14 protein-coding genes are annotated in these 18988 nt (G+C 73.7%); 1 reads left to right on the top strand and 13 read right to left on the bottom strand.

Annotated elements, in window-relative coordinates; genetic code table 11:
• Positions 1-42 precede the first annotated feature (42 nt).
• Positions 43-1173: a hypothetical protein gene (locus tag SNOUR_RS16510; RefSeq protein ID WP_067347736.1), complete on the top strand. Its 1131-nt coding sequence runs from the start codon at positions 43-45 to the stop codon at positions 1171-1173.
• Between the two features lie 193 nt (positions 1174-1366).
• On the opposite strand, the gene SNOUR_RS16505 is transcribed toward SNOUR_RS16510, so the two are convergent.
• The 13 genes from SNOUR_RS16505 to SNOUR_RS16445 form a co-directional block, all read right to left on the bottom strand.
• A complete protein-coding gene (locus SNOUR_RS16505; RefSeq protein WP_079142713.1) occupies positions 1367-2473 on the bottom strand; it encodes a serine hydrolase domain-containing protein in 1107 nt (368 codons plus the stop codon).
• Between the two features lie 211 nt (positions 2474-2684).
• Complete coding sequence (locus tag SNOUR_RS48350; RefSeq protein ID WP_079142711.1) at positions 2685-3728, bottom strand: peptidoglycan-binding protein; 1044 nt, start codon at positions 3726-3728, stop codon at positions 2685-2687.
• Positions 3728-5341: a DUF6519 domain-containing protein gene (locus tag SNOUR_RS16495; protein WP_067347731.1), complete on the bottom strand. Its 1614-nt coding sequence runs from the start codon at positions 5339-5341 to the stop codon at positions 3728-3730. The genes SNOUR_RS48350 and SNOUR_RS16495 overlap by 1 nt, the downstream gene beginning before the upstream one ends.
• Before the next feature lie 99 nt (positions 5342-5440).
• Complete coding sequence (locus SNOUR_RS16490; RefSeq protein ID WP_067347728.1) at positions 5441-7663, bottom strand: hypothetical protein; 2223 nt, start codon at positions 7661-7663, stop codon at positions 5441-5443.
• Positions 7660-11583 (bottom strand): putative baseplate assembly protein, encoded by a 3924-nt coding sequence (locus SNOUR_RS16485; protein ID WP_067347725.1) that lies wholly within the window; start codon positions 11581-11583, stop codon positions 7660-7662. Before SNOUR_RS16485 ends, SNOUR_RS16490 begins: the two co-directional genes overlap by 4 nt.
• Positions 11580-14861, bottom strand: coding sequence for a putative baseplate assembly protein (locus SNOUR_RS16480; protein WP_067347722.1), 3282 nt, complete (start codon positions 14859-14861; stop codon positions 11580-11582). Before SNOUR_RS16480 ends, SNOUR_RS16485 begins: the two co-directional genes overlap by 4 nt.
• Entirely contained in the window at positions 14858-15250 is a 393-nt protein-coding gene (locus SNOUR_RS16475) for a GPW/gp25 family protein (RefSeq protein ID WP_067347719.1), read from the bottom strand. Before SNOUR_RS16475 ends, SNOUR_RS16480 begins: the two co-directional genes overlap by 4 nt.
• Positions 15247-15573 carry a hypothetical protein gene (locus SNOUR_RS16470; protein WP_272492921.1) on the bottom strand — a complete coding sequence of 109 codons (327 nt, stop codon included), beginning with the start codon at positions 15571-15573 and terminating at the stop codon, positions 15247-15249. The genes SNOUR_RS16475 and SNOUR_RS16470 overlap by 4 nt, the downstream gene beginning before the upstream one ends.
• A gap of 59 nt (positions 15574-15632) precedes the next feature.
• Complete coding sequence (locus SNOUR_RS16465) at positions 15633-16157, bottom strand: phage baseplate assembly protein V (RefSeq protein ID WP_067347715.1); 525 nt, start codon at positions 16155-16157, stop codon at positions 15633-15635.
• Between the two features lie 58 nt (positions 16158-16215).
• A complete protein-coding gene (locus SNOUR_RS16460; RefSeq protein ID WP_067358385.1) occupies positions 16216-17361 on the bottom strand; it encodes a hypothetical protein in 1146 nt (381 codons plus the stop codon).
• Positions 17354-17743 (bottom strand): LysM peptidoglycan-binding domain-containing protein, encoded by a 390-nt coding sequence (locus SNOUR_RS16455; protein WP_079142709.1) that lies wholly within the window; start codon positions 17741-17743, stop codon positions 17354-17356. The genes SNOUR_RS16460 and SNOUR_RS16455 overlap by 8 nt, the downstream gene beginning before the upstream one ends.
• Before the next feature lie 3 nt (positions 17744-17746).
• Positions 17747-18421, bottom strand: a complete 675-nt coding sequence (locus tag SNOUR_RS16450) for a hypothetical protein (protein WP_067347712.1) — start codon at positions 18419-18421, stop codon at positions 17747-17749.
• A 15-nt stretch (positions 18422-18436) separates the two neighbouring features.
• Positions 18437-18967 (bottom strand): SUKH-4 family immunity protein, encoded by a 531-nt coding sequence (locus SNOUR_RS16445; RefSeq protein ID WP_067347711.1) that lies wholly within the window; start codon positions 18965-18967, stop codon positions 18437-18439.
• Positions 18968-18988 lie beyond the last annotated feature (21 nt).

Genomic DNA, 18988 nt, shown 5'->3' with positions numbered 1-18988 from the left:
GTCTGCCCGTTGAACCTCCCGAATTCGAAGGACATCACCACCATGCGCTCCAACATCCGCCGTTCCATCGCCGTCGCCGCCACCGCCACCGGCCTGTGGGCCCTCGGCTCCGTCGCCGCCAACGCCGCCCAGCTGCCGGCCACCCCGGACCTGCCGGCCGTCGGCACGGTCACCGGTGCCGCCCAGCACCTGCCCACCGGCGCGGTCACCGGCACCGTCCAGAAGGCCGCCGGCACCGCCACCAAGACCGTGCGCGGCGCGGCCGGCAAGGCGACCGGGGTCCTCGGCGGCGGCGTGTCCGCCGACAAGCTGCCCACCGGTCAGCTGCCGCAGGCCGGCGGCATCGTGGACGGTGTGCGCCAGCTCGTCGGCGGCGCCGGGCTGCCCGACGCGAACGCCGGTGACGTGCAGAAGGCCGTCGACGGCAAGCAGGCGAAGCAGGCCGTCAAGCAGCTCTCCAAGGTCGCCAAGACCGCTGACCTGGGCAAGGCCGGCAAGCTGGTGAACGGCAAGCTGCCCGCGCTGCCGAAGCTGCCCGCCGTCCCGGGCGTCCCCGCCGCCAAGCTGCCCGGCGGTCTGCCCACGGGCCTGCCCGGCGTCCCGGCGCTGCCCAAGACCCCGGGTCTGCCGAAGGCCCCGGGTTCGGTCGACAACCTGCTGGCCGGCCTCGCCGGTGCGGGCCTGCGTCCCGAGCAGCTGACCAAGCAGGCGCAGGGTGCGCTGGCCACCGCGCGTCCGGTCGTCGACCGCACCGCCGCCGACGTGCTGCCGCCGGTCGCCGCCCGGACGGTCGCCAAGGTCCTGCCGGTCGCCCAGGGCGCGGTCGGCAACGTGGGCGCGCTCGCCGGTGACGCCGCGCGTCGGACCACCCCGTTCGTGACCGTCGTCGACGGCCGCGTCCAGATGTTCGCGCAGAACGTCCAGGGCGAGGCCGTGCCGTTCGCGCAGGGTGTCGCCGGGCAGGCCACCGTCCTCGCGCAGGGCGTGGGCAGCGACGCGGTGCCGTTCGCGCAGGGCCTGGTGACCGTCGTGGTGACGGACGCCAAGGGCACCGCGACCGCCGCCGTCGCCGGCGCCCAGGGCCTGGCCCCGGTCGTGCCCGCCAACGTCGCCGACCTGACCAACGCCGCCAACATCCCGGCGGTGCCCGCCCTTCCGGTGCAGGGCCTCTGATCCGTCCGGCGAACCGCACGGTGTGCACCGGTGGACCGACCGCGGCGGCGGTCGGGACCCGGGCCCATCGGAACGCCGGATGAGGCGGACGAGGTGACGTGGGGGTCATCTCGTCCCGCCGCATGAAAGACGCCGGGTGGCCCTCTGTGGGGGAGGGTCACCCGGCCTTTTCCGTGTCCGGGGGTCGTTCGGTTCAGCGGCACAGGGCCGCGTCCACCACGCTGTCCATGTGTTCCTTGGCCGTCCGGCTCGGCTGCGTGGTCACCGTGACGTTGGCGGCGCGGCCGTTCCCGGTGACGCCGCCTCGGGTCTCGTATCCCGTCATGCTGCCGCCGTGGCCCCAGTAGACGCCGCCGCACGACAGCGGTCTGCTCACGATGCCCAGGCCGTAGCGGGCACCGGCGGGGAACGGGGAGGCGGCGGAGACGGTGGTGCGCATCTGGTCGAGCTGGGCCTTCGGCAGGAGGCGGCCGGACAGCAGCGCGCTGAAGAAGCGGTCGAGGTCGGAGTTGGTGGAGATCATCTGGCCTGCCGCCCATGCCCAGGACGGGTCCCATTCCGTGGCGTCGACCAGGGGTGCGCCCGCCGACTCCTGGTAGTAGCCCTTGGGGTGGCGCTCCCGGATGGTCGTGTCGCCGGGCGCGGGGAAGTAGGTGTGGCGCAGGCCGATGCGTCGGACGACGCGGCGGTCGATCTCTTCGGCGACGGTGTGGCCGGTGACCTTCTGGACGAGCAGGCCCGCCACGAGGTAGTTCGTGTTGTTGTACTCCCACTTCGCTCCGGGGGCGAAGTGGGCCTTGTGCTTCAGGGCGAGGTCCAGGAGTTCGCCGGGCTCGTAGAAGCGGATGTCGTCGCCGAGGTGGTCCACGTAGCTGGGAAGCCCGCTGGTGTGCTGGAGGAGTTGGCGGACGGTGATGCGGCGGCCGTCGATGCCGTCCCCGCGCAACAGGCCGGGCAGGTAGGTGTCGACGGAAGCGTCGAGTCCGACCTTGCCCTCGGCGACCAGTTGCAGCACGACCACGGCCGTGAAGGTCTTGGTGTTGCTGCCGATGCGGACCTGGCCGTCCCTGGGGACCTTCGCGCCCGTGGCCACGTCGCCGACGCCCGTGGTGTAGAGACGGGTGTGACCGTGGCGGTCTTGGACGCTCGCCAGCGCAGCGGGCACACCGTCCTCGCGTACCAGTCGGTTCAGTTGCTTCTGCACGGAGTGCGGCGCGGAGGCCGGTGCCGCCGACGCCGCGGGCGACGCCGGAGCGCCCACCGCCACCACGCCGACGGCCACCGCGGCGGCGGCCGTCACGGCCCTGCGCCGACCGCCGCCCGACCGTCGCCCGGACGAACGGGACCTCTGTCCTGCTTGTTCACGCACGAGTCAACGCCTCCGGAAATCCTGGGAATCAGCGGCATGTGCCGGGTCCCAGCATGTCCGGCGGCGACCGGCCGGGACGATCCTGCTGTCCGCCGGGCTCCGGGTAGGGCTACCCCCACGATCCGCCCGTCGCCCCGTCCCCTCAACCGGGCGGTCGGGCCTGTGTGTTCGGTACGCGGAGGCGGTCCCAGGTGACGCGGCCCGGGACGCCGTCCGCGTCCTTGCCGTGGAAGCCGAGTTTGCGTTGCCAGGAGGCGTACGACTTGCGGTGGGCCTCGTTCCACTCCGGGCCGGGGCCCTGCCGGTAGTGGTCGCAGCCCTCGGCGATCAGCCGCTCGCCCATCGCCGCGATCACCGGGTCGCGAGCCCCGGGGCGGAAGAACCCGCCGCCGGGGAACGGCTCGTAGGGCGGGTGTTGCGGCATCGGTGGGACGGGTGGGGTGCGGCCGTCGTCGGGAGCGCCGCCGGTGCCACCGGCGGCTCCGACGTCACCGGCGCTGCCGCGGCTGCCGTTCGCCGCGGTCGGACCGGTGCCGGGCCCCGCCCCCTGGGCGCCCCCGGCCGGGTCCACCGGGTCCACCGGGCCCTCCGGCGGTTCGGCGAGGCGGGACTTGATGCGGTCGCGCAGCGCGTCCATGGTGAAGCCGAGCGGATCGATCTTCCCCGGTTGCCATTCCTTGTGGCCGATCACCGAGCGCTCGCCCCACCCGTGCGCCCGGCAGATCGCCGCCGCGGCCTTCTCCACCGCCGACAACTGGGCCTCCGGCCACGGGTCCTGGCCGTCGCCGAGGTTGATGCACTCGAAGCCGTAGAAGTGGCGGTTGCCGTCGGTGTCGGCGAGCCGGTCCTCGGGGAGCTCGACCTCGTCGATCACCGCCTGGAGGACGTCGCGGTCGCCGAGGCCGGCGTGGTTGGCGCGGCCGTTGCCGACCAGATACACCTCGCCGGCCTTGTCGATCACGCCGTGGCAGAGCGGCCCCGGCAGGTCCGGGCGCCCGTCGTAGCAGAGGTCCACCGAGGGCTCGGTGCCCTCGGTGGCGGTGTGGTGGACGACCACCCCGTTCATCGGGCCCCAGTGGCCCTTGGTGTTCCGGTTGTGCCGGCGCCAGTCGCGGACCTCGTGGACGACCAGCCCCTCCGCGCGCAGCGCGGCCAGCAACTGGCTGCCGGTCAGCGGCGTGGCCATCAGTCCGCCACCCCCTGCTCGTCCACCTGCGCCTCGGCCTCCGCGGTGGTCTGCGACCGGGGCTGCTTCGGGCCGGCCCCGCCCGCCGCGCCGGTCGACAGCGTCCCGACGCCGCCGGACCCCTGGGGCTGCGCGGCGTCCGCCGCCTGGATGCCGGTCGCCAGCGGGCGGAACGCGAACCGCAGGTCGGGCACGGCCTGTTCGCCGTGCACCCAGGCCAGCGGCGCGTGGTGCACGACGATGCCGGAAGGGTGCTGGAGCAGCGGGCGGCGCGCCCGGTCGGTGGGCCACTCGACGCCGCCGGTGGCGGTGCGGGCCGGGATCAGCCAGAAGTCGCCGGTGCGGTAGTTGCCGCCGGCCTCGAAGTAGACCTCGACGCCGTCCTCCAGCGGCAGCCAGCCGCCCTCCTCCACCGGGACCGCGCCGTGCCGGAGCCGCCCGGGCCGGTCGCCGCGGCGCACCGTCTTCCGGCCGGCCTCCTGGTGGTCCCAGCGGCGCAGGAACGGGTGCAGTTCGGGGCGACGGCCCACGCCCGGCGCGGGCTCGTCGGAGAGCCGTACCCGGCGGCCGGGCAGATCGACCTCCGCCACCCGCAGCAGCGGCGCCGCCTCGCCCCGGCTGGCGTATCCGGTGTCCACGAACTCGACCCAGTCGCCGACGTGGAGGGAGAGCTTGTCGTCGTTGGCCAGGGATGCCAACTGCACCCAGGTGCCGTCGAGTTCGTCGACCGGGAAGGTGGGCGAGCCGTTCTCCCGGGACCACTTGAAGGTGGCGTCCTTGGCGGTGCCGCCCTCGTGCACCTCGACCCGGTACAGCTGGTTCTCCGGGCCGCGGTAGCGGGCCTCGGGCGCGACCAGGCAGGGGTCGTCGTCGGCGTGGTCGGGGCGTTCGCTGCGGGCGGCCAGCCGGCAGCCGGGGGCGGCGGCCTGCCGCGCCCAGCGGTCGAACGCGGTGCGGATGTCGTCGGCCGGCGGGTTGTCGCCGTCCAGCCCCAGCTCGGACGCCGGCAGCGGCAGCACCTGCCAGACCACCTTGGCGCGGGCCGCGGTGTCCGGCAGTGCGGCGCCCAGCGCCACCTCGCGCAGCGCCGGGTCCTCGGCGGCGGTGACCAGCCGCTCCCACACCTTCAGATAGACCAGGTACGGGAAGTGGGAGGGCAGCCGGTCGCCGGGGCGCTCCGGGTCGCGGTGGCCGTCCGGCTGGTCCCAGTACGTCCAGGTCTCGGACACGGCGGGGGTGGTGGGGGCGTCGCCGTCCGCCTCCTCCTCGTCCTCCCCGCCCTCCTTCTTGGGGGCGGTGGCCGTCGGCACCGGTGTTCCCGGCCGCGGGCGGGTGGCGTCGCACAGGATCCCGTCGACGTAGTAGCGGCCGCCGCCGATGACGAGGTCGTCCAGCTCGTGCGGGCCGCCCCGGAGGTCGATCTTGAAGCCGGTGGCGCCGTGCGGCCCGCCGTGCGCGCCGATCAGGTCGGCGGCCAGGGTGCGGGCCTGGAACAGCTGGATGGCGGTCTGCTCGTTGGCGTCGGCGTCCAGCTGGACCCGGCCCTGCTGCGCCACCACCGCGGAGTAGTGGCGCTCCGGCCGGTGGGTGATGCGGGAGAGGTCAGCGTGCATGGAAGGGGTCCCCCTCGTACGGAAGCTCTGGCGGTCGGTGGTGGGCGGTGCGGCGGCGCAACGGGCGTTCGGTGGGCGGGCGTCGGGGTGGTCGGCGGCTCAAGTGACGAACACGATCCCCGCGTCGGTGCCCGCCGGGGTGTACTCCGCGAGCCGGGCCCGCAGGCTGTCCGTGCGCTGCGGCAGGTAGAGGTCGTGGTACGCGCCCAGTTCCGCGCCGTCCTCCGCGCCGCGGACGATCTCCTCGGCGCAGCCCGCCGCCAACTGCCCGTACCACGGCGTGCCGTAGCGCTCGCTGCGCAGCTGCGGACGGACCCGGGCGGTTTCACCGGGGCCGACCAGGTCCGGCTGGCAGCGGTAGCGGCGCGGGGTCCGCGACCCGGGCGGGAGGTAGCTGAAGCGGACACAGCCCACGCCGCGCCGGGCCACCCGCACCCGCCCGGTGAACAGGCTGTTCTCGGCGAGCCGCACGGCGTGGACGTGCACCTCGCCGAGGACCGTGGTGCGGTGCGCGGACAACTCCGCGTGCGCGTGGCGGCAGTCCGGTGCCGACAGTGCCGCCCGGTCGGTGCCGGTGGCGTCCAGGATGCTGTCGCGCAGGTGGATCGGGAGCGGGTCGGTGCCGACCTCGTCGCCGATCACCTCGATGGTGCCGAGGATCGTGCGGTCGATCTCCACACAGGCCGTCGTGCGGTCCAGGACCAGGCTCGGCTCCTCGGGGGAGGCCGGGTGGCACTCCGGTTCCAGCGACCAGCCCGGCACGAGGGTGCAGTGCCGCAGCACCAACGACCCCAGCGGTCCGGTGACGTTGAGGCCGCGGCCGGTGACCAGCAGCCCGTCCAGCACCATGCGGGGCCGACGGCCGGGCGCGCACTCCGCGTCCACGGCGCGGATGTTGAGCGCGTCCGGGCGGTTGCTGTACCAGTCCAGCAGCCGGATCACCGGGCGGGTGCCCTCGGCGGCGCGCAGCTCCAGCCGGTCGTCCGGCTCCAGGTCGAAGTCCAACTGCTCCTGGTAGGCGCCGCTGTGGGTGATCTCGATGACGCCATCGGGGCCGCAGGCGCCGGTGCGCCGGTCGTGCTGCCAGGCCGCGTAGGCGTCCGTGATCCGGTGGAACGGCGCGCCGGGGCCGACGCGGTAGACGGCGGCGCCCGGCGGGGTCGCCCTGCCCCGGTCGTCGACCGGGGGGATCCCCGTCCCGCCGCGCTCGCGGACGTACTCCCCGCCGCCCAGGTCGTCGCCGAAGCCGTAGTGGTAGTCCACCCAGACGCCCTGCCGCGGTGCCGAGCGGGCGCCGAACGCCATCCGCCCCAGCTCCGGGTCGACGGCGATCTGGCCGCGCCCGGGCCGGTAGCGCCACTGGCCGAGGTCGGCGACGACGATGTCGGCGAGCGGGACCGGCCGGTCCTCGCCGTCCCGCCGGATGACGAAGCTCTTGCCCGGGCCGTAGTAGTCCGCGAGCCGGTCGTGCAGCTGGCGGCGGGTGATCAGCGCCGGGACGTTGTCGACCGTGGCGAGGTGGGTCGCCGACGGCTCCGGCTCCGGGCGGGTCACCAGCGGAGAGTCGTTGCCGAGGATCGAGAAGGTGTAGAGGTTGCGGGCCCGGTCCAGGCAGTACGCCGGCGCCCGGGTCACCGCGTACGGCTTCAGCCGCCAGACGAACAGGCCGACGCCGGCCGGCGAGTAACCCCCTTGGGAGTGGCGGGAGGCGACCCGCCGCACGTCCACCGCGCGGGCGACGGTGCCGAACGGGCCGCCGGCCAGGTCCAGCGCCGCGCCGTCCCGGACGTCCACCAGCCGGCCGCGCCCGCGCCGTCGGGCGTCGGCCGCCTCGGTGGCCGAGCCGTAGAGCCGCACCGGCTGCTGGTGGGCGACCAGCCGGGAGAACTCCACCGCCCGCGCCGGCCAGCCCGCCACCTCCTCGGACAGCTCCTCCAGCAGCGCCAGGGTGCCCTTGCGCCGCCGGTTGCCGACCGTGGCGGCCACGTCGCGGCGCGGCGCCAGCGCCTCCGCCAGCCGCCGCCGCGAGGAGTCCGGCAGTCCGCCGTCCCGCAGCCCGGTGGCCAGCACCCGCTCGTAGCCGGGCAGCGGACGGTAGCCCACCAGGTCGCCGAGGTAGGGCAGCACCCATTCCGCCGCGGTCTCCACGAACCAGTCGTCGTACTGCTGGGCGACGCCGTCCCGGACCCGGTCCACCTGCTCGGCGATCACCGCCAGCAGCGCCCGCAGGGGCTCGCCGCGCGCGGGGTCCTCGGAGTCGCGCAGCCGGTGCCACTGCGGGAGCAGCTCCGCGAGCCCGTCCGGCTCCCTGTTGGTGGTCATCGGATCTCCTCCATCAGGATCAGCGTGTCCGCGACCCGCGGCGAGAACAGCGCGAGTTGGGCCGGCCGGATGCCGCGGAAGACACAGACCGCGCGGCCCTTGGGCAGCGGGCGGGTGTCGGTGAGGTCGGGGTTGAGGCGCAGGAGTTCCGCCAGCGGGATGCCGTAGTGGGCGGCGACGGAGGTCAGGGTCTGGCCGCCGTCCGCGGTGACCTCGTGGATCCGCTCGTCGAAGCGGGCGAGCCGGGACGCCACCGAGGCGGCAGGGGGACCGGCCAACTCGCCGGTCAGTGCGGCCAGTTCGTCCGGGGTGACGGACGCCGGGACGCCGGTGAAGGCGTCCACGTCCACCCGGTCCACGCCGGGCACCGCCTGGGCGGCGGCCAGCACCTCCGACAGCTGCGCCGGCTGGCCGAGCTCCCGCCCGTCGTAGCCGAGGCGGGCCAGCAGTGCCTGCCGGACCCGCGGCTCGACCAGCGACCAGGCATGGTCCGGCGCGACCTTGATCTTCGCCGCGCACAGCAGCAGCACCGGTTCGTGGACGTCCACCCGCACCGGCAGGTGGCCGTCGCCGTACTCCGCCAGCGACGCGCGCAGCGCCCGCAGTACCTCCGCGTCGGGAGCGATCGGGATGTCGTCCACGCCGGCCACCGTCACGTGCAGCACCTGCCGCCGGCCGTCGAACACCTCGCGGGCCGCGGCCCGGCCGATGCCCGCCCGGGAGCGCGCGAAGTCCTCGTGGTCCGCCAGGGACACCAGCCGGTCCAGGGCGGAGACCGCCAGCGGGATGGTGCGCCGGGTCAGCGCCGGGCCGTCCGCGTCCGCGCCGCCGGTGGCCGGCTGCGGATTGGTGACGGCGGTGACGCCCAGCGGGCGGGTGACCGCCTGGGTGATCCGGTCCGCCGCGACATTGGCGGCCCGGCCGGTGCCGAAGCGGTAGCGCGCCCGCACGTTGTCGTGGCCGGTCGGCAGCCGGGCGCCGTGCACCCCGTCGCCGAAGGTCACCGTCGTCCGGCTGCCCCCGCTCCCGGTTCCCCCCGGACGGGAGGTGTCCCCACCGGTGGTCCCGGTGACGTACGCCCGCTCGTCGGGGCCGCGGCCGGCCAGGCTGTCCACCGGGTGCCAGCGCAGTCCGTCCACCCGGATCTCCAGCTGCGGGACGGCCCCCAACGGGTTGTCGGACGGCAACCAGGTCAGCGGCGACTGCCAGAGCGTGAAGGTCTGGTTGGCGCGCGCCGCGTCGCCGCTGCCGATCGCCTCGTCGCGGCTCTCGCCGTGCGAGGCCGGGACGACGTTGCCCTGCACCCGGACCGACTCCCGCCGGTAGCGGTGCGTCAGATCGCGGGTCAGGGTCAGCGTGGTGTGCACCCGGTCCCCGGGCAGCGCCGGATCCAGGGTCTGTTCCACGCCCGCGATCACCGCCGGTTCGGTGCCTTGCACCCCGGTCACGCCGGGGATGTCGGTCCGCTCGCCGGAGACGATCAGAGTGCGGCCGGGGCGCAACCCGTCGTACAGCTCGGCGAGTTCCAGCCGGTCGCCGTGGACGTCCTCGCCCACCGGGTCGTCGGCCTGCTGGAGGTCCTGGCCCGCGGCGTGCACGGTGGTGTCCCGGATCGCGTCCAGGGTGACGTCGTGCTCGTCCAACCACGGGTCGGCCAGCGTGAGGACCGTGCCCCGGCCGGTGATCCCGTACTGGGTGTGCGTCGTGGTGCGCACCGCGGTGACCCGGGTGGTGACGAACGCCAGCTTCTTGTCGCCCGGGATGCCGTCCGGGCCGTCCGCGCCCTTGCGGGGCCGCTCGATCGCCACCCAGCTGCCGACCGTGATCCCGTCGTACACCGCGTCCAGCGCCAGTGCGTGCCGGTCGGCGGGCTCGGGGACCGTCGAGATCCCGATCTCCACGCCCGGCGGCTCCCCGCCGGCCGCCACCCGCACCCGCACCTCGTACCCGTCCTGCGTGACCTGCCGGTGCTCGCCGGGGGCCAGCTGCCAGGACTGCGAGGACCCGTTGTCCACCGAGACGTGGATCCTCCCGTCCTCTGCCGGACGGGAGACGAACAGCGTGCGCTCCGGCAGCCCGGACAGCAGCCGGGCGGTGACCCCCGGCTCCTGCGAGTCCACCGGGCGGCGGCCCAGCCAGCTCAGATCGTGGTCCTGGCCGGTACGGCTGTGCAGCTCGACCCGGCCCGGACCGAGCGCGAAGCCGACCTCGGAGGCGGGCAGGTTCTCCGCCCGCTGATCCGAACTGCCGGTCTCGGCGTGCTGGAACTCGGCCCGCACCGGGACCTTCCCCGCGGTGTCGAACACCACCCGCATGGTGGTCAGCGCGGCGCCGGTCAGCGGCCAGTCCGCGGTCCTGATGACCCGGCCCCGGTCGTCCTGCACGGACTTCAGCGGCGCCGTCGCCCCGAACGGGGTGGCGGTGACCCGCATGGCCAGGAGGGCGCGCAGCAGGGGCTTCTCCGCGGCCCGCGCGAGGCGGCCGGTGGCGGTGGTCGGGGCGGCGGCCGGCACGGTGGCCCGCCGCCACGCCGGGTAGAGGCCGTCGCCGATCCGCGGGTCCAGCGCGGACAGCAGCCGCGCGCCCAGGTCCGCGCCGGCGCCGAACGCCCGCCGGGGGTCGCCGGCGGCCTCCCGGGCGGCGGACGGCGGGCGGACGACCCGGGTCCGCAGCGCCGGCAGCACGGTGGCGAGGGCGGCGAGCGCGGTGGGCAACGAGGGGGCGGCGTCGGCCGCGACCGGGTCGGGTCCCGCGGCGGGGGCCGTCGTCCCCGGCGGCTGCGGCTGCGCCGGCTCCCCGGCCAACTGGCCGGCCCGCCGCGCCAGTTCGCCCACCACCGCCTGGAGCTCCTCGAACCACGCGACGACCTCCGGATAGCCGGCCGCCACCGCCTGTGCCTCCGCCAGCCGCTCGTGCGGCCCGGCCAGCCGCGCGACGAACGCGTCCGGGTCGGCGATCCCGTCCAGGTCCTTCCGCAGCGGCACCAGCACCTGCGCGTCGAAATCGGCGACGAACCTGCTGACCGGGCGCGGGTTGGGGGCCTGCGGGGTGGCCGGCGGCGGATAGTCCGGGTCGTCGGGGTCCACGGACAGAGGGGGTTCGGTGATCCACGCCCGCAGCTCGGTGATCAGCTCCGGCAGCGAGGCCGGCGCCGCCTTGGGCAGCCCCAGCCCGGTCACGTCCTCCGTGCGGTCCGGCCGCACCGACGCCACCGGCAGCAGCACCCGCTGCGCCCCGAAGTCGAACAGCAGCCGGTCGCCGACGGTCAGCCCCGTGGACGTCCCCGCGACCAGCAGCTCCGGCCGGGTCATCAGGTCGTCCGCGGTGAGCAGCGCGGGCCGCCGCTGCCGCACCGCCAACGTGTTCCACGCCCAGCGCGCCGTCAGGTCCTCGTCGGTCTCGAAGGTCTGCGACTCCTCGTCCGACCCGGCCGGCACGCTGTGGCTGCGCGCCCCGCGCGGGATCACCACCGGCAGGTCACCGGCCCGCGGATCGCGGTCCAGGGTGTAGGCGAGAAAGGTGTCGGCGGCGACGCCCGGCCGCGGCCGGTGCCCGACCAGCCGGCCCAGCAGCGCCAGCGACCGGTGCTCGTCGGCGGTCCGCAGATACCCCTCGTCGGCGATCCGCTCGCTGTGGAACGTCAGCAGGTCGCCCAGCACGGCCCAGGAGTCCAGCAGCCCGATGGACGGGTCGTCGGTGGTGCGGACGGTCAGCCCGCGCAGCGCCGGATAGGCCGGCGAGGCCAGCCGGTCCACCATCGCGGCCAGGAACGAACCGTGGTCCCCGACCCGGTAGTTCAGCGCGGCGCGGCCCGGCGGGTTGTACAGCACGGGATCGGCGCGGCGCTCGTCGTGCCCGCCGCCGCCCGCGTCCGCCCCGCCGCAGCCGCATCCGCAGCCCGTCGTCTCGTGCTCCGTCATCGCCCACCCCCGAGCTCGATGGCCAGCCGGCCGTTCTCGGGCCGGTCCGGGTCGTTGTCGCAGCGGGCGATCTCCAGCGGCCCCAGCCGCAACACCCCCGCCTCCCGTTCCCCTTGGTCCTCATGGAACATCCGGCGCAACCGGGTCACCGCCACGCTCCGCACGCCCGGCACCGCCGCGGCCACCGCGACCAGCCGGCTCAGTCGGACCGGCTCCCCGAACGTCAGCGCGTCCGGATGGAAGAAGCCCAGCCGCCCGCCGGAGCGCGCCCCGCGGCCCAGCACCCGGTACAACTCGGCCAGGATCTGCCCGTGTTGATGCCCCGGTGCGGCACAGACCTCCAGCGCCACGTCCAGCGGTACCCACCGCGCCGGCCGCACCACCAGGTCGTGCCCGATCCTGCGGTAGCCCTCCAGCGCGTAGCCGACGGCGTCCAGCAGGGCCGGTGAGGGGTCCTCGGTCCCGTACGCGTCGACGGCGACGTGCGCCTCCTGGACGCTGCCGGTCCACCGGATCTCCGCCGCCGCCCGCTGCACGCCCGACAGCCCGCCGGCCAGCGCCGCGTAGTCCTCCGCGGTGACCGCCCGCAGCCGGGCCCGCTTCAGGTCCAACGGTGCCAACTGCCGTACCTGATCGACCGGTTCGGGCTCGGTCCCGCCCACCGCGGGCAGCGGGTTGCGGACCCCGGCCACCGGGAGGGGCCCGGCGGCCTCGGACTCCTCCGGGTCGCGCCGCAGCACCAGATGGCCGATCGCCTCCGCGCCGACGTTGCCGGCCGTGCCGCCGCCGATCCGGTAGTGGACGGCGAACCGGCCGCCGGGCGCCGGGCGGGCCCCGTAGCGCCCGTCTCCGAACCGCAGCGCCAGCCGCCGGTCGTCCTCCAGCTCCCCGACGAAGTGCCGGTCGCGCGGACCGCTGCGCAGCAGATCGCGACGGGGGACCCAGTCGGTGTCCGCCGCCCAGGTCCCGTCCCCGGTGCCCTCGCCGTCGCCCCCGCCGGTGTCCGGGAGCGCGCGGAGGCGGATCGCCGGCAGCGCCTCCCGAGGGTCCTGGAGGACGGCGGCGGCCGGGCCGTGCAGCACCGGCTCGTCCGGATGCAGACCGGCCGCGTACGCCGGCCCCCAGGTCTGCGCGATCTCCCACGCGGTCCGTCCGTCCAGCACCGTCCCGGCCCGCGCCCGCGCCGCCAGCACCGCCAGCCGCCGCAGCTTGCCGTCCAGCAGCTGCGCACTGCGGTGCAGCAGGTCCCGCAGCGCCCGCACCGGGTGCCGGGCCAGCTCCAGGACCTCCAGCGGCTTCGGTCCGAACAGCACGGTCAGCTCGGCGATCTCGGCCTCGTCCAGCCCGTCGTGGTCGCGGGCGCTGCGCCACAGCTCCAGCAGCCGCTCCCGCACCCGATCCGGGATCGCCGCCAGCCGCTCCGCCTGCCCGGCCGCGACGAACCGCGGCTGCGGGAACGGCACCGCCTGGACGACCGGCGACCGGCCCAGCACCGGCCGGAAGCGCGGCACGATCCCCGGGTACACCGACTGCGCCAGCAGCGTCCGCAACGCCGCGGCCTGCGCGTACGCCGTGCCCGGTACCACCCTCCCCCGGCTACCGCCGGGAGGTGCCCCCACGGTGCGCAGCCCGGCCGACTCCAGCCCGATCCCGGCCCGCTCGGCGGCCTCTTCGCCGACGGCGGTGAACAGCCGCCGGACGTCGTCGGGGGACAGCTCCCGGCCTCCCTCCGCCCGGTCGATCAGGTCGTTCACCAGCTGCCCGACCGCGTTGCCGCCGTGTCCGCCGTCCCAGCAGCCGAACGCCGGCGGGTCGCAGGACGCCAGCACTGCGGGCACGGGCGGCACGGTGACGGTCTCCGGGACGTCCCCGTCGTCCCCGTCCGCGTCCAGCGTCCGCCCGTGGTCCACCAGCACCACGTTCCCGCGCGCCACGCTCACGTCCGCGACCGGCACACAGTCCCGGCCGCCCCGCGTGGTCAGTCGCAGCGGGAACGCCAGCGCGTCCTCCGCGGCCCAGGCGACCTCCAGGACGGGCTGCCCGACGAGCCGATCGACGGCCGGGGTGACGGACGTCAGCCGCACCACCTGACGGTGCGTCGGATCCTGGTCGCCCGGCGTCCCGGTCCGTGGCCCCTTGACCTCCTCGAAGAGCAGCAGATCACCCGGCGCCAACGCCAACTCCCGCTGCCCGCACTCCTCGTCGGCCCAGCCGTCGGTGAGGGTGGCGGCGGTGGCGCCCTTCGGCAGCCCGCAGACCTCCCCGCCCCACGTCCACAGCCCGATGGCGTTGTGCCGGGGCAGCAGCCGCAGCGGCGCGTCCCGCACCACCGGCTCGAACACCTCCAGCGCCCCACGCTCGGCCAGCACCGCCAGCTCCCGGTCGTCGAGCACCGCCCCGAGCTCCGGCCGGTCCCGCGGCCCGTGGGGGTACCTCCCGGCGGTAGCTGGGGGAGTGCGGTGGTCCACGGCCGCGAACCGGAAGGTCCCCGGCAGCAGCGTCAGCTCCGCCACCACCGACAGCGCCACGAACGCCCGCGCCGTGCAGCCGTCGTGCATCGGGTAGTCGATCAGCCGCACATGGCGCCGGACCGACACCCGGCGCCGCGCGGTGTCCAGATACGCCTCGGTGGCCACCGCGTCCTGCTGGTAGCTGATCTGGTCGGCGGTGTAGGCGAGCAGCTCGACCAGCGTCGTCCCGAGGTCGGCCGGATTCCGCTCCACCCACTCCGGGGTCGTCAGCCGCAGCCGGTCCAGGACGACCTGCCGGAGGGTGTCGTAGTCCCGCGCGGTGTAGTCGATGACGGGGGCGGCCGGGCGGAAGGCGTCCGGCGGCCGCCCCGCCCCGTCGCCGCCGTCGCCTTCCACGCAGTCGAACGGGGTCGGGCAGTTCGGCCGGAACGAGAACTCCGCCGAGAAGTACCGCTGGTCGAATCCGGGGAACGGCTCGGTGCCCGGCCGCCCGTACGGATCGGTCTCCACCACCGACAGCCGGTAGGGCGAGAAGTCACCGGCCCGGTCCAGCACCACCACCAGCCGGTCGTCGAGCTCGGGGTCCTCCTCCCGCTCGACGGCGATCTCCAGCGCCTCGATGCCGGTGATCCGCCGTCCGCCGTCGATCCGGACGTTCTCCGGACGCAGCCCGTGCGGCGCCTTCCCCAGGAAGGTGACGGTGAGCGTCCGCCCGTCCTCGCCGACCTCCACCGCGTCCAGACCGTTGCGCATCGCCTCCCGGATCAGCGCCCGGCGCCCGGACCCGTCCGTGTCCGCGACCGTCATTCCGCCCCCCGCCCCTCGAACACCTCGTCGCGGCGGCTGGCGGTGGCGCGCACCACGTACCGCAGCGACACCCGCACCACGTTCTCCTCGCTCACCACGTCCAACGACTCCACCTCGATCAGCTCGCCCAACCAGCGCTGGAGCGCGGCCTGCACGGACAGTTCGATGGCCGAGGCCAGTTCCGGACTGTTCGGCGTGAAGACCAGATCCAGCAGCCCGCATCCGAAGTCGGGCCGCATCACCCGCTCGCCGGGACTGGTGAACAGCAACTGCTCGATCAGATCCCGCACATGCGCGTCGTAACGGGCGTGCGCGGTCCGCCCCCGCCGGTCGACGCGATACGGGAAGGCGATGTCCGTCCGCCGTACCTGCCCTGCTGCCGCCCTCATCGGCTGAAGACCCCCTGTCGCGCTCCGCTCACCTGATGGACGGCGACCACCACCGGCGGCCCCTGCGGCACCAGCCCGGCGCTGAAACACATCGCCGCCGTGGAGTCCAACAGCACCGGCACACCGTCGACGCACACGTCCCGGCCACCGCCGTCCGGCGCCCACCGCACACTCGTACAGGGCTGCGGGCGCCCCGCCACGACATGCGCGCACCCGCTCACCGTGAAGAGATCCGCGGCGGTCGCCACCGGCGCACCGTCGATCCGCACCGCCGCGCCGCCGGCCGAGACCTGCGCCACCAGCCCGCCGTGCGGACAGCCCATGGCCATTCCGCCATGGAGAAGATTTCCGCTCGCCATCTGCCCTGCCACCCCCGTTCCCGTCAGCGTTTCCTCTGCACGGTCAGCCGGCCGTCGTTCATGTCGACGTGCTCCCCGACCAGGGAGACCGACGCCCCGAGCCCGTTGCTGATGTGGACCCCGGTGGCGTCGATCCGCACATACGCGCCGCTCGGCGCCTCCAGCAAGATCCCCTCGGTCGGCACGTCGGACATCACGATCTTGTGCTTCCCCGGCGTCTGGATCACCACCGGATGCGCGATCGCCGGATCCCGCCGCGCGTCCTCCGGCAACTCCTCCCGCCGCCCGTACCAACACCCCACCCACACCGGGAAGCTGGGGTCCCCCTGCTCGAACTCCACCCACACACCGGCCCCGACCGACGGCACCACCACCTGCCCGGCCTGCTCACCGGTGAACGGGAAACACGGCAGTGCCCAGGTCGACACCTCATCGCCCAACACGTCCGGGACCTGGACCTTCAACCGCCCGACTCCCATCGGGTCGTCGTTCGCCGCCACCCGGCCCCGGAATTTGCCGAGGAAGCGGTTGTTCGGTGCAGCAGCCATGCGTGGCTTCTCTCCTTACGTCCCCATGGACGGGTGACGGTGACGGATGCTGGTGCGGCTAGGGCCGAACGGTGCCGCTGCGGGCGATCAGCCCCTCCCTGGACAACGTGAAGTTCTGCAGGTACGAACCGAGCCGCACATTGTGCGTCACGGACTTCACGTAGTAGTCGCCGTCATACGTGACCCCGGCGCCCCGCACGCCCACCAACTCCCGCGGCCGGAGCACATATCCATGCCGGGTGACATCCAACGACCCCGACCCCGAGATGGCATCGGCACTCGTGGCGGCCCGCCCCAACGCCTCCGCCTTCGCCAGCCCCTCGTCCATCTTCGCCGTCCCGCTCAGCGTCCTGCGCTTGAGCGCCGGCGAGCCCCGCAGCCCCAACGGCGGCCGCAGCGGGCTGATGTCGGGCTGCGCCAACAACGGCGCCTGCCGCGTCACGGGATCCTGCACCCGGGCCTGCGGCTCCTCCCGCGCCGTCCCGTCGTAGGCGAACGTGAGCTGGTCGACGGTCGAGTTCGCGTCCATGTTCACGTTCAGGGCGTGCTGCCGCTGCCCGAGCCGCTGCTCCGGCCCCCAGAAGGCCGTCGAGCGCCCCGGCACGGGACCCGGCTCCAGATAGAACGTGTACCCGTTGGCCCGCGCCAGCTCGTTCACGTACTGCAGATCCGTCCCCGTCTGGTAGTCGACCCGCACCTGCTCCCGCGGCGGTTGCGGAATCTGCTCCCTGATGATCCGCGCGTCGATCCCGTAATCGGCGTACTTGGACAGAATCCGCTCGACCCGCTGCGAGGGCGCCAGATTCGGATAGCGGTCCGTCCGCTCCTCCAGATCCATCAACAGCGTCAGGTCCTCACCCGTCACCGTCAGCGTGCTCTGCCCGGGATGGTTGCTGCTCCCCACCTCCTGGCGCACGATCACGCCGTCCAGCAACACCACCGGCGTCCCTTTGAGGGCAACGGTGACGATGACCCGCGTCTTCGGGTCGAAGAACCCCTCCGGCAGCAACCGCTCGACGATCGCCCCCTTCTTCGTCAGGTCGAACGCCAGCTGGAACCCGCTCCGTTCACCGGCCGTGCTGGTGATCTGCGCGGACAACAGCGCCTCCACCACCTCCTGCGGGACCAACCGCGCCGACTTCGGCCCCATGTACAGCGAGACGTGAATGGGCCCCCGCCCGACCGGCTCGTCCCCCTCAGCCATGCCGCACCACACCCGGCCCGCCGCCGACGCCCCCGGCGAACCCTCCCGGCAACGGCACGGCTATCTCCACCCCGGGCTCCGCCGTCAACTCCCGCGGCTCCAACACCGGATTGGCGTCCGCGATCCGCCACCACTGCCCCGGATCCCCGAAATACCGCTGCCCCAGCTGATCGGCCCGCTCCCCGCTGCCGACGACATGCGGCACGGCGTCCTCCGCGGCCGTGGCCAACGACGGCAACAACCGCCGTTTGGCATACCGGACTTCGGTCCCGTCGGGCAGGGTGTGCACCCCGATGTCGATCCCCGCGTACCGACTGCTCCGCGGATACGGATGCGCCCCCGGCACGTCGTCCAACGCACTCTCGTACGGTTCGATGCCCACGCCTCAGATCCCCCTCCCCAGCCCCAACTGCGCCAACGTGCCACCCCGCGCCCGCCGCGCCAACTGCTCCTTCTGCGCCAGGTGCGCGAGATACAGCGCCGCCCCGGGATGCCCGGCCGGCAGATCACTCACCGTCAACACCTTCAGCCCGATGCTCAGCGAGGCCCGTATCGGACAGAGATTCACGTCGAACGCCGACTCGTTGACCGACAACTCCGTCAACCGCACCGGCATGATGCGCTTGCTCCCCCACGTGAACAGCGTCAACGGCATCTCGATGGGACTGATCTCGATGGTCCCTTTCTTGGTCAACTTCGACGCCGCCAGCAACTGCGCGGTCGTCGGCTGCACCAACATCTCCAGCACCGCCAACTCCGGATGAATCCCCTCCGGCGCCGCTACGTCCAACTGATCGGTGGCATCGATCTCCGCGGTGAACTTCCACGTCTCCTGCGCGGGCCCTTTGAGTCGCAGCGCCTCGTTCCGATCGCCCCCACCGCTCCCACCGCCGCCCCCACCACTGTCGCCTTCACCCCCGGCCGCCTGCGGCGCCACCTGCCGCTCCAACGTGTCCGGATTGAACTGCAACACGATGATCCGCTGCGGAACACCGAGCTCAGGATCAACCACAACGATCCCGGAACGAATGGGTTTGGGGATGTCTCGATACGGTGCCACGGGCGTTCCCTCTGTCTAGTAGGCCAGCAGGTGTTCCAAGACCATGGGCCACCAGCCCGGAGGCTCTCCAAACGAGCTGGGGTCCCGTTCTTCCAGGAATGCGGTGAGGAGCTCGACGTACGCTTCGTCCTGCTCGCGTGTCGATGAGTCCCGAAAATGAAGAAACTTGCCAAGGCGGTACAGGAACTCTCCGAAATTCTCAACGCTGTTGTTGATCATTTGGGCGTTGCCTTCGGCGGTGTCCATTAGGAGCACATATCCGGTCTTGATGTCGACCACGTACCTGAGATCTGTGCTCGGGTTCGGCGCCCCCAGGCAGAGGATCTCGACAGAGGTTCCATCCGTTTCTGTGGCAAGCAGCGAGAACCCCTTCGGGGCGCTTTCGGGGAGTGCGCAGTAAATTCCTTCGACTGTTGCGGGGAATCCGATTTCTTGAATATATTCACCCAACTTGGAGGGCAAGGTCCGTGCACTCTCTGGGCCGAGCGATGCAGTGATCAATCCTTGCTCTCCGAAGAAATCCTGGAACTGCTTCTTGCTTGCCATGCGTACCTTCCGGGGTGGTAT

The organism is Streptomyces noursei ATCC 11455, assembly GCF_001704275.1.
Taxonomy (GTDB): domain Bacteria; phylum Actinomycetota; class Actinomycetes; order Streptomycetales; family Streptomycetaceae; genus Streptomyces; species Streptomyces noursei.
This window is presented reverse-complemented; position numbering and strand designations above follow the sequence as displayed.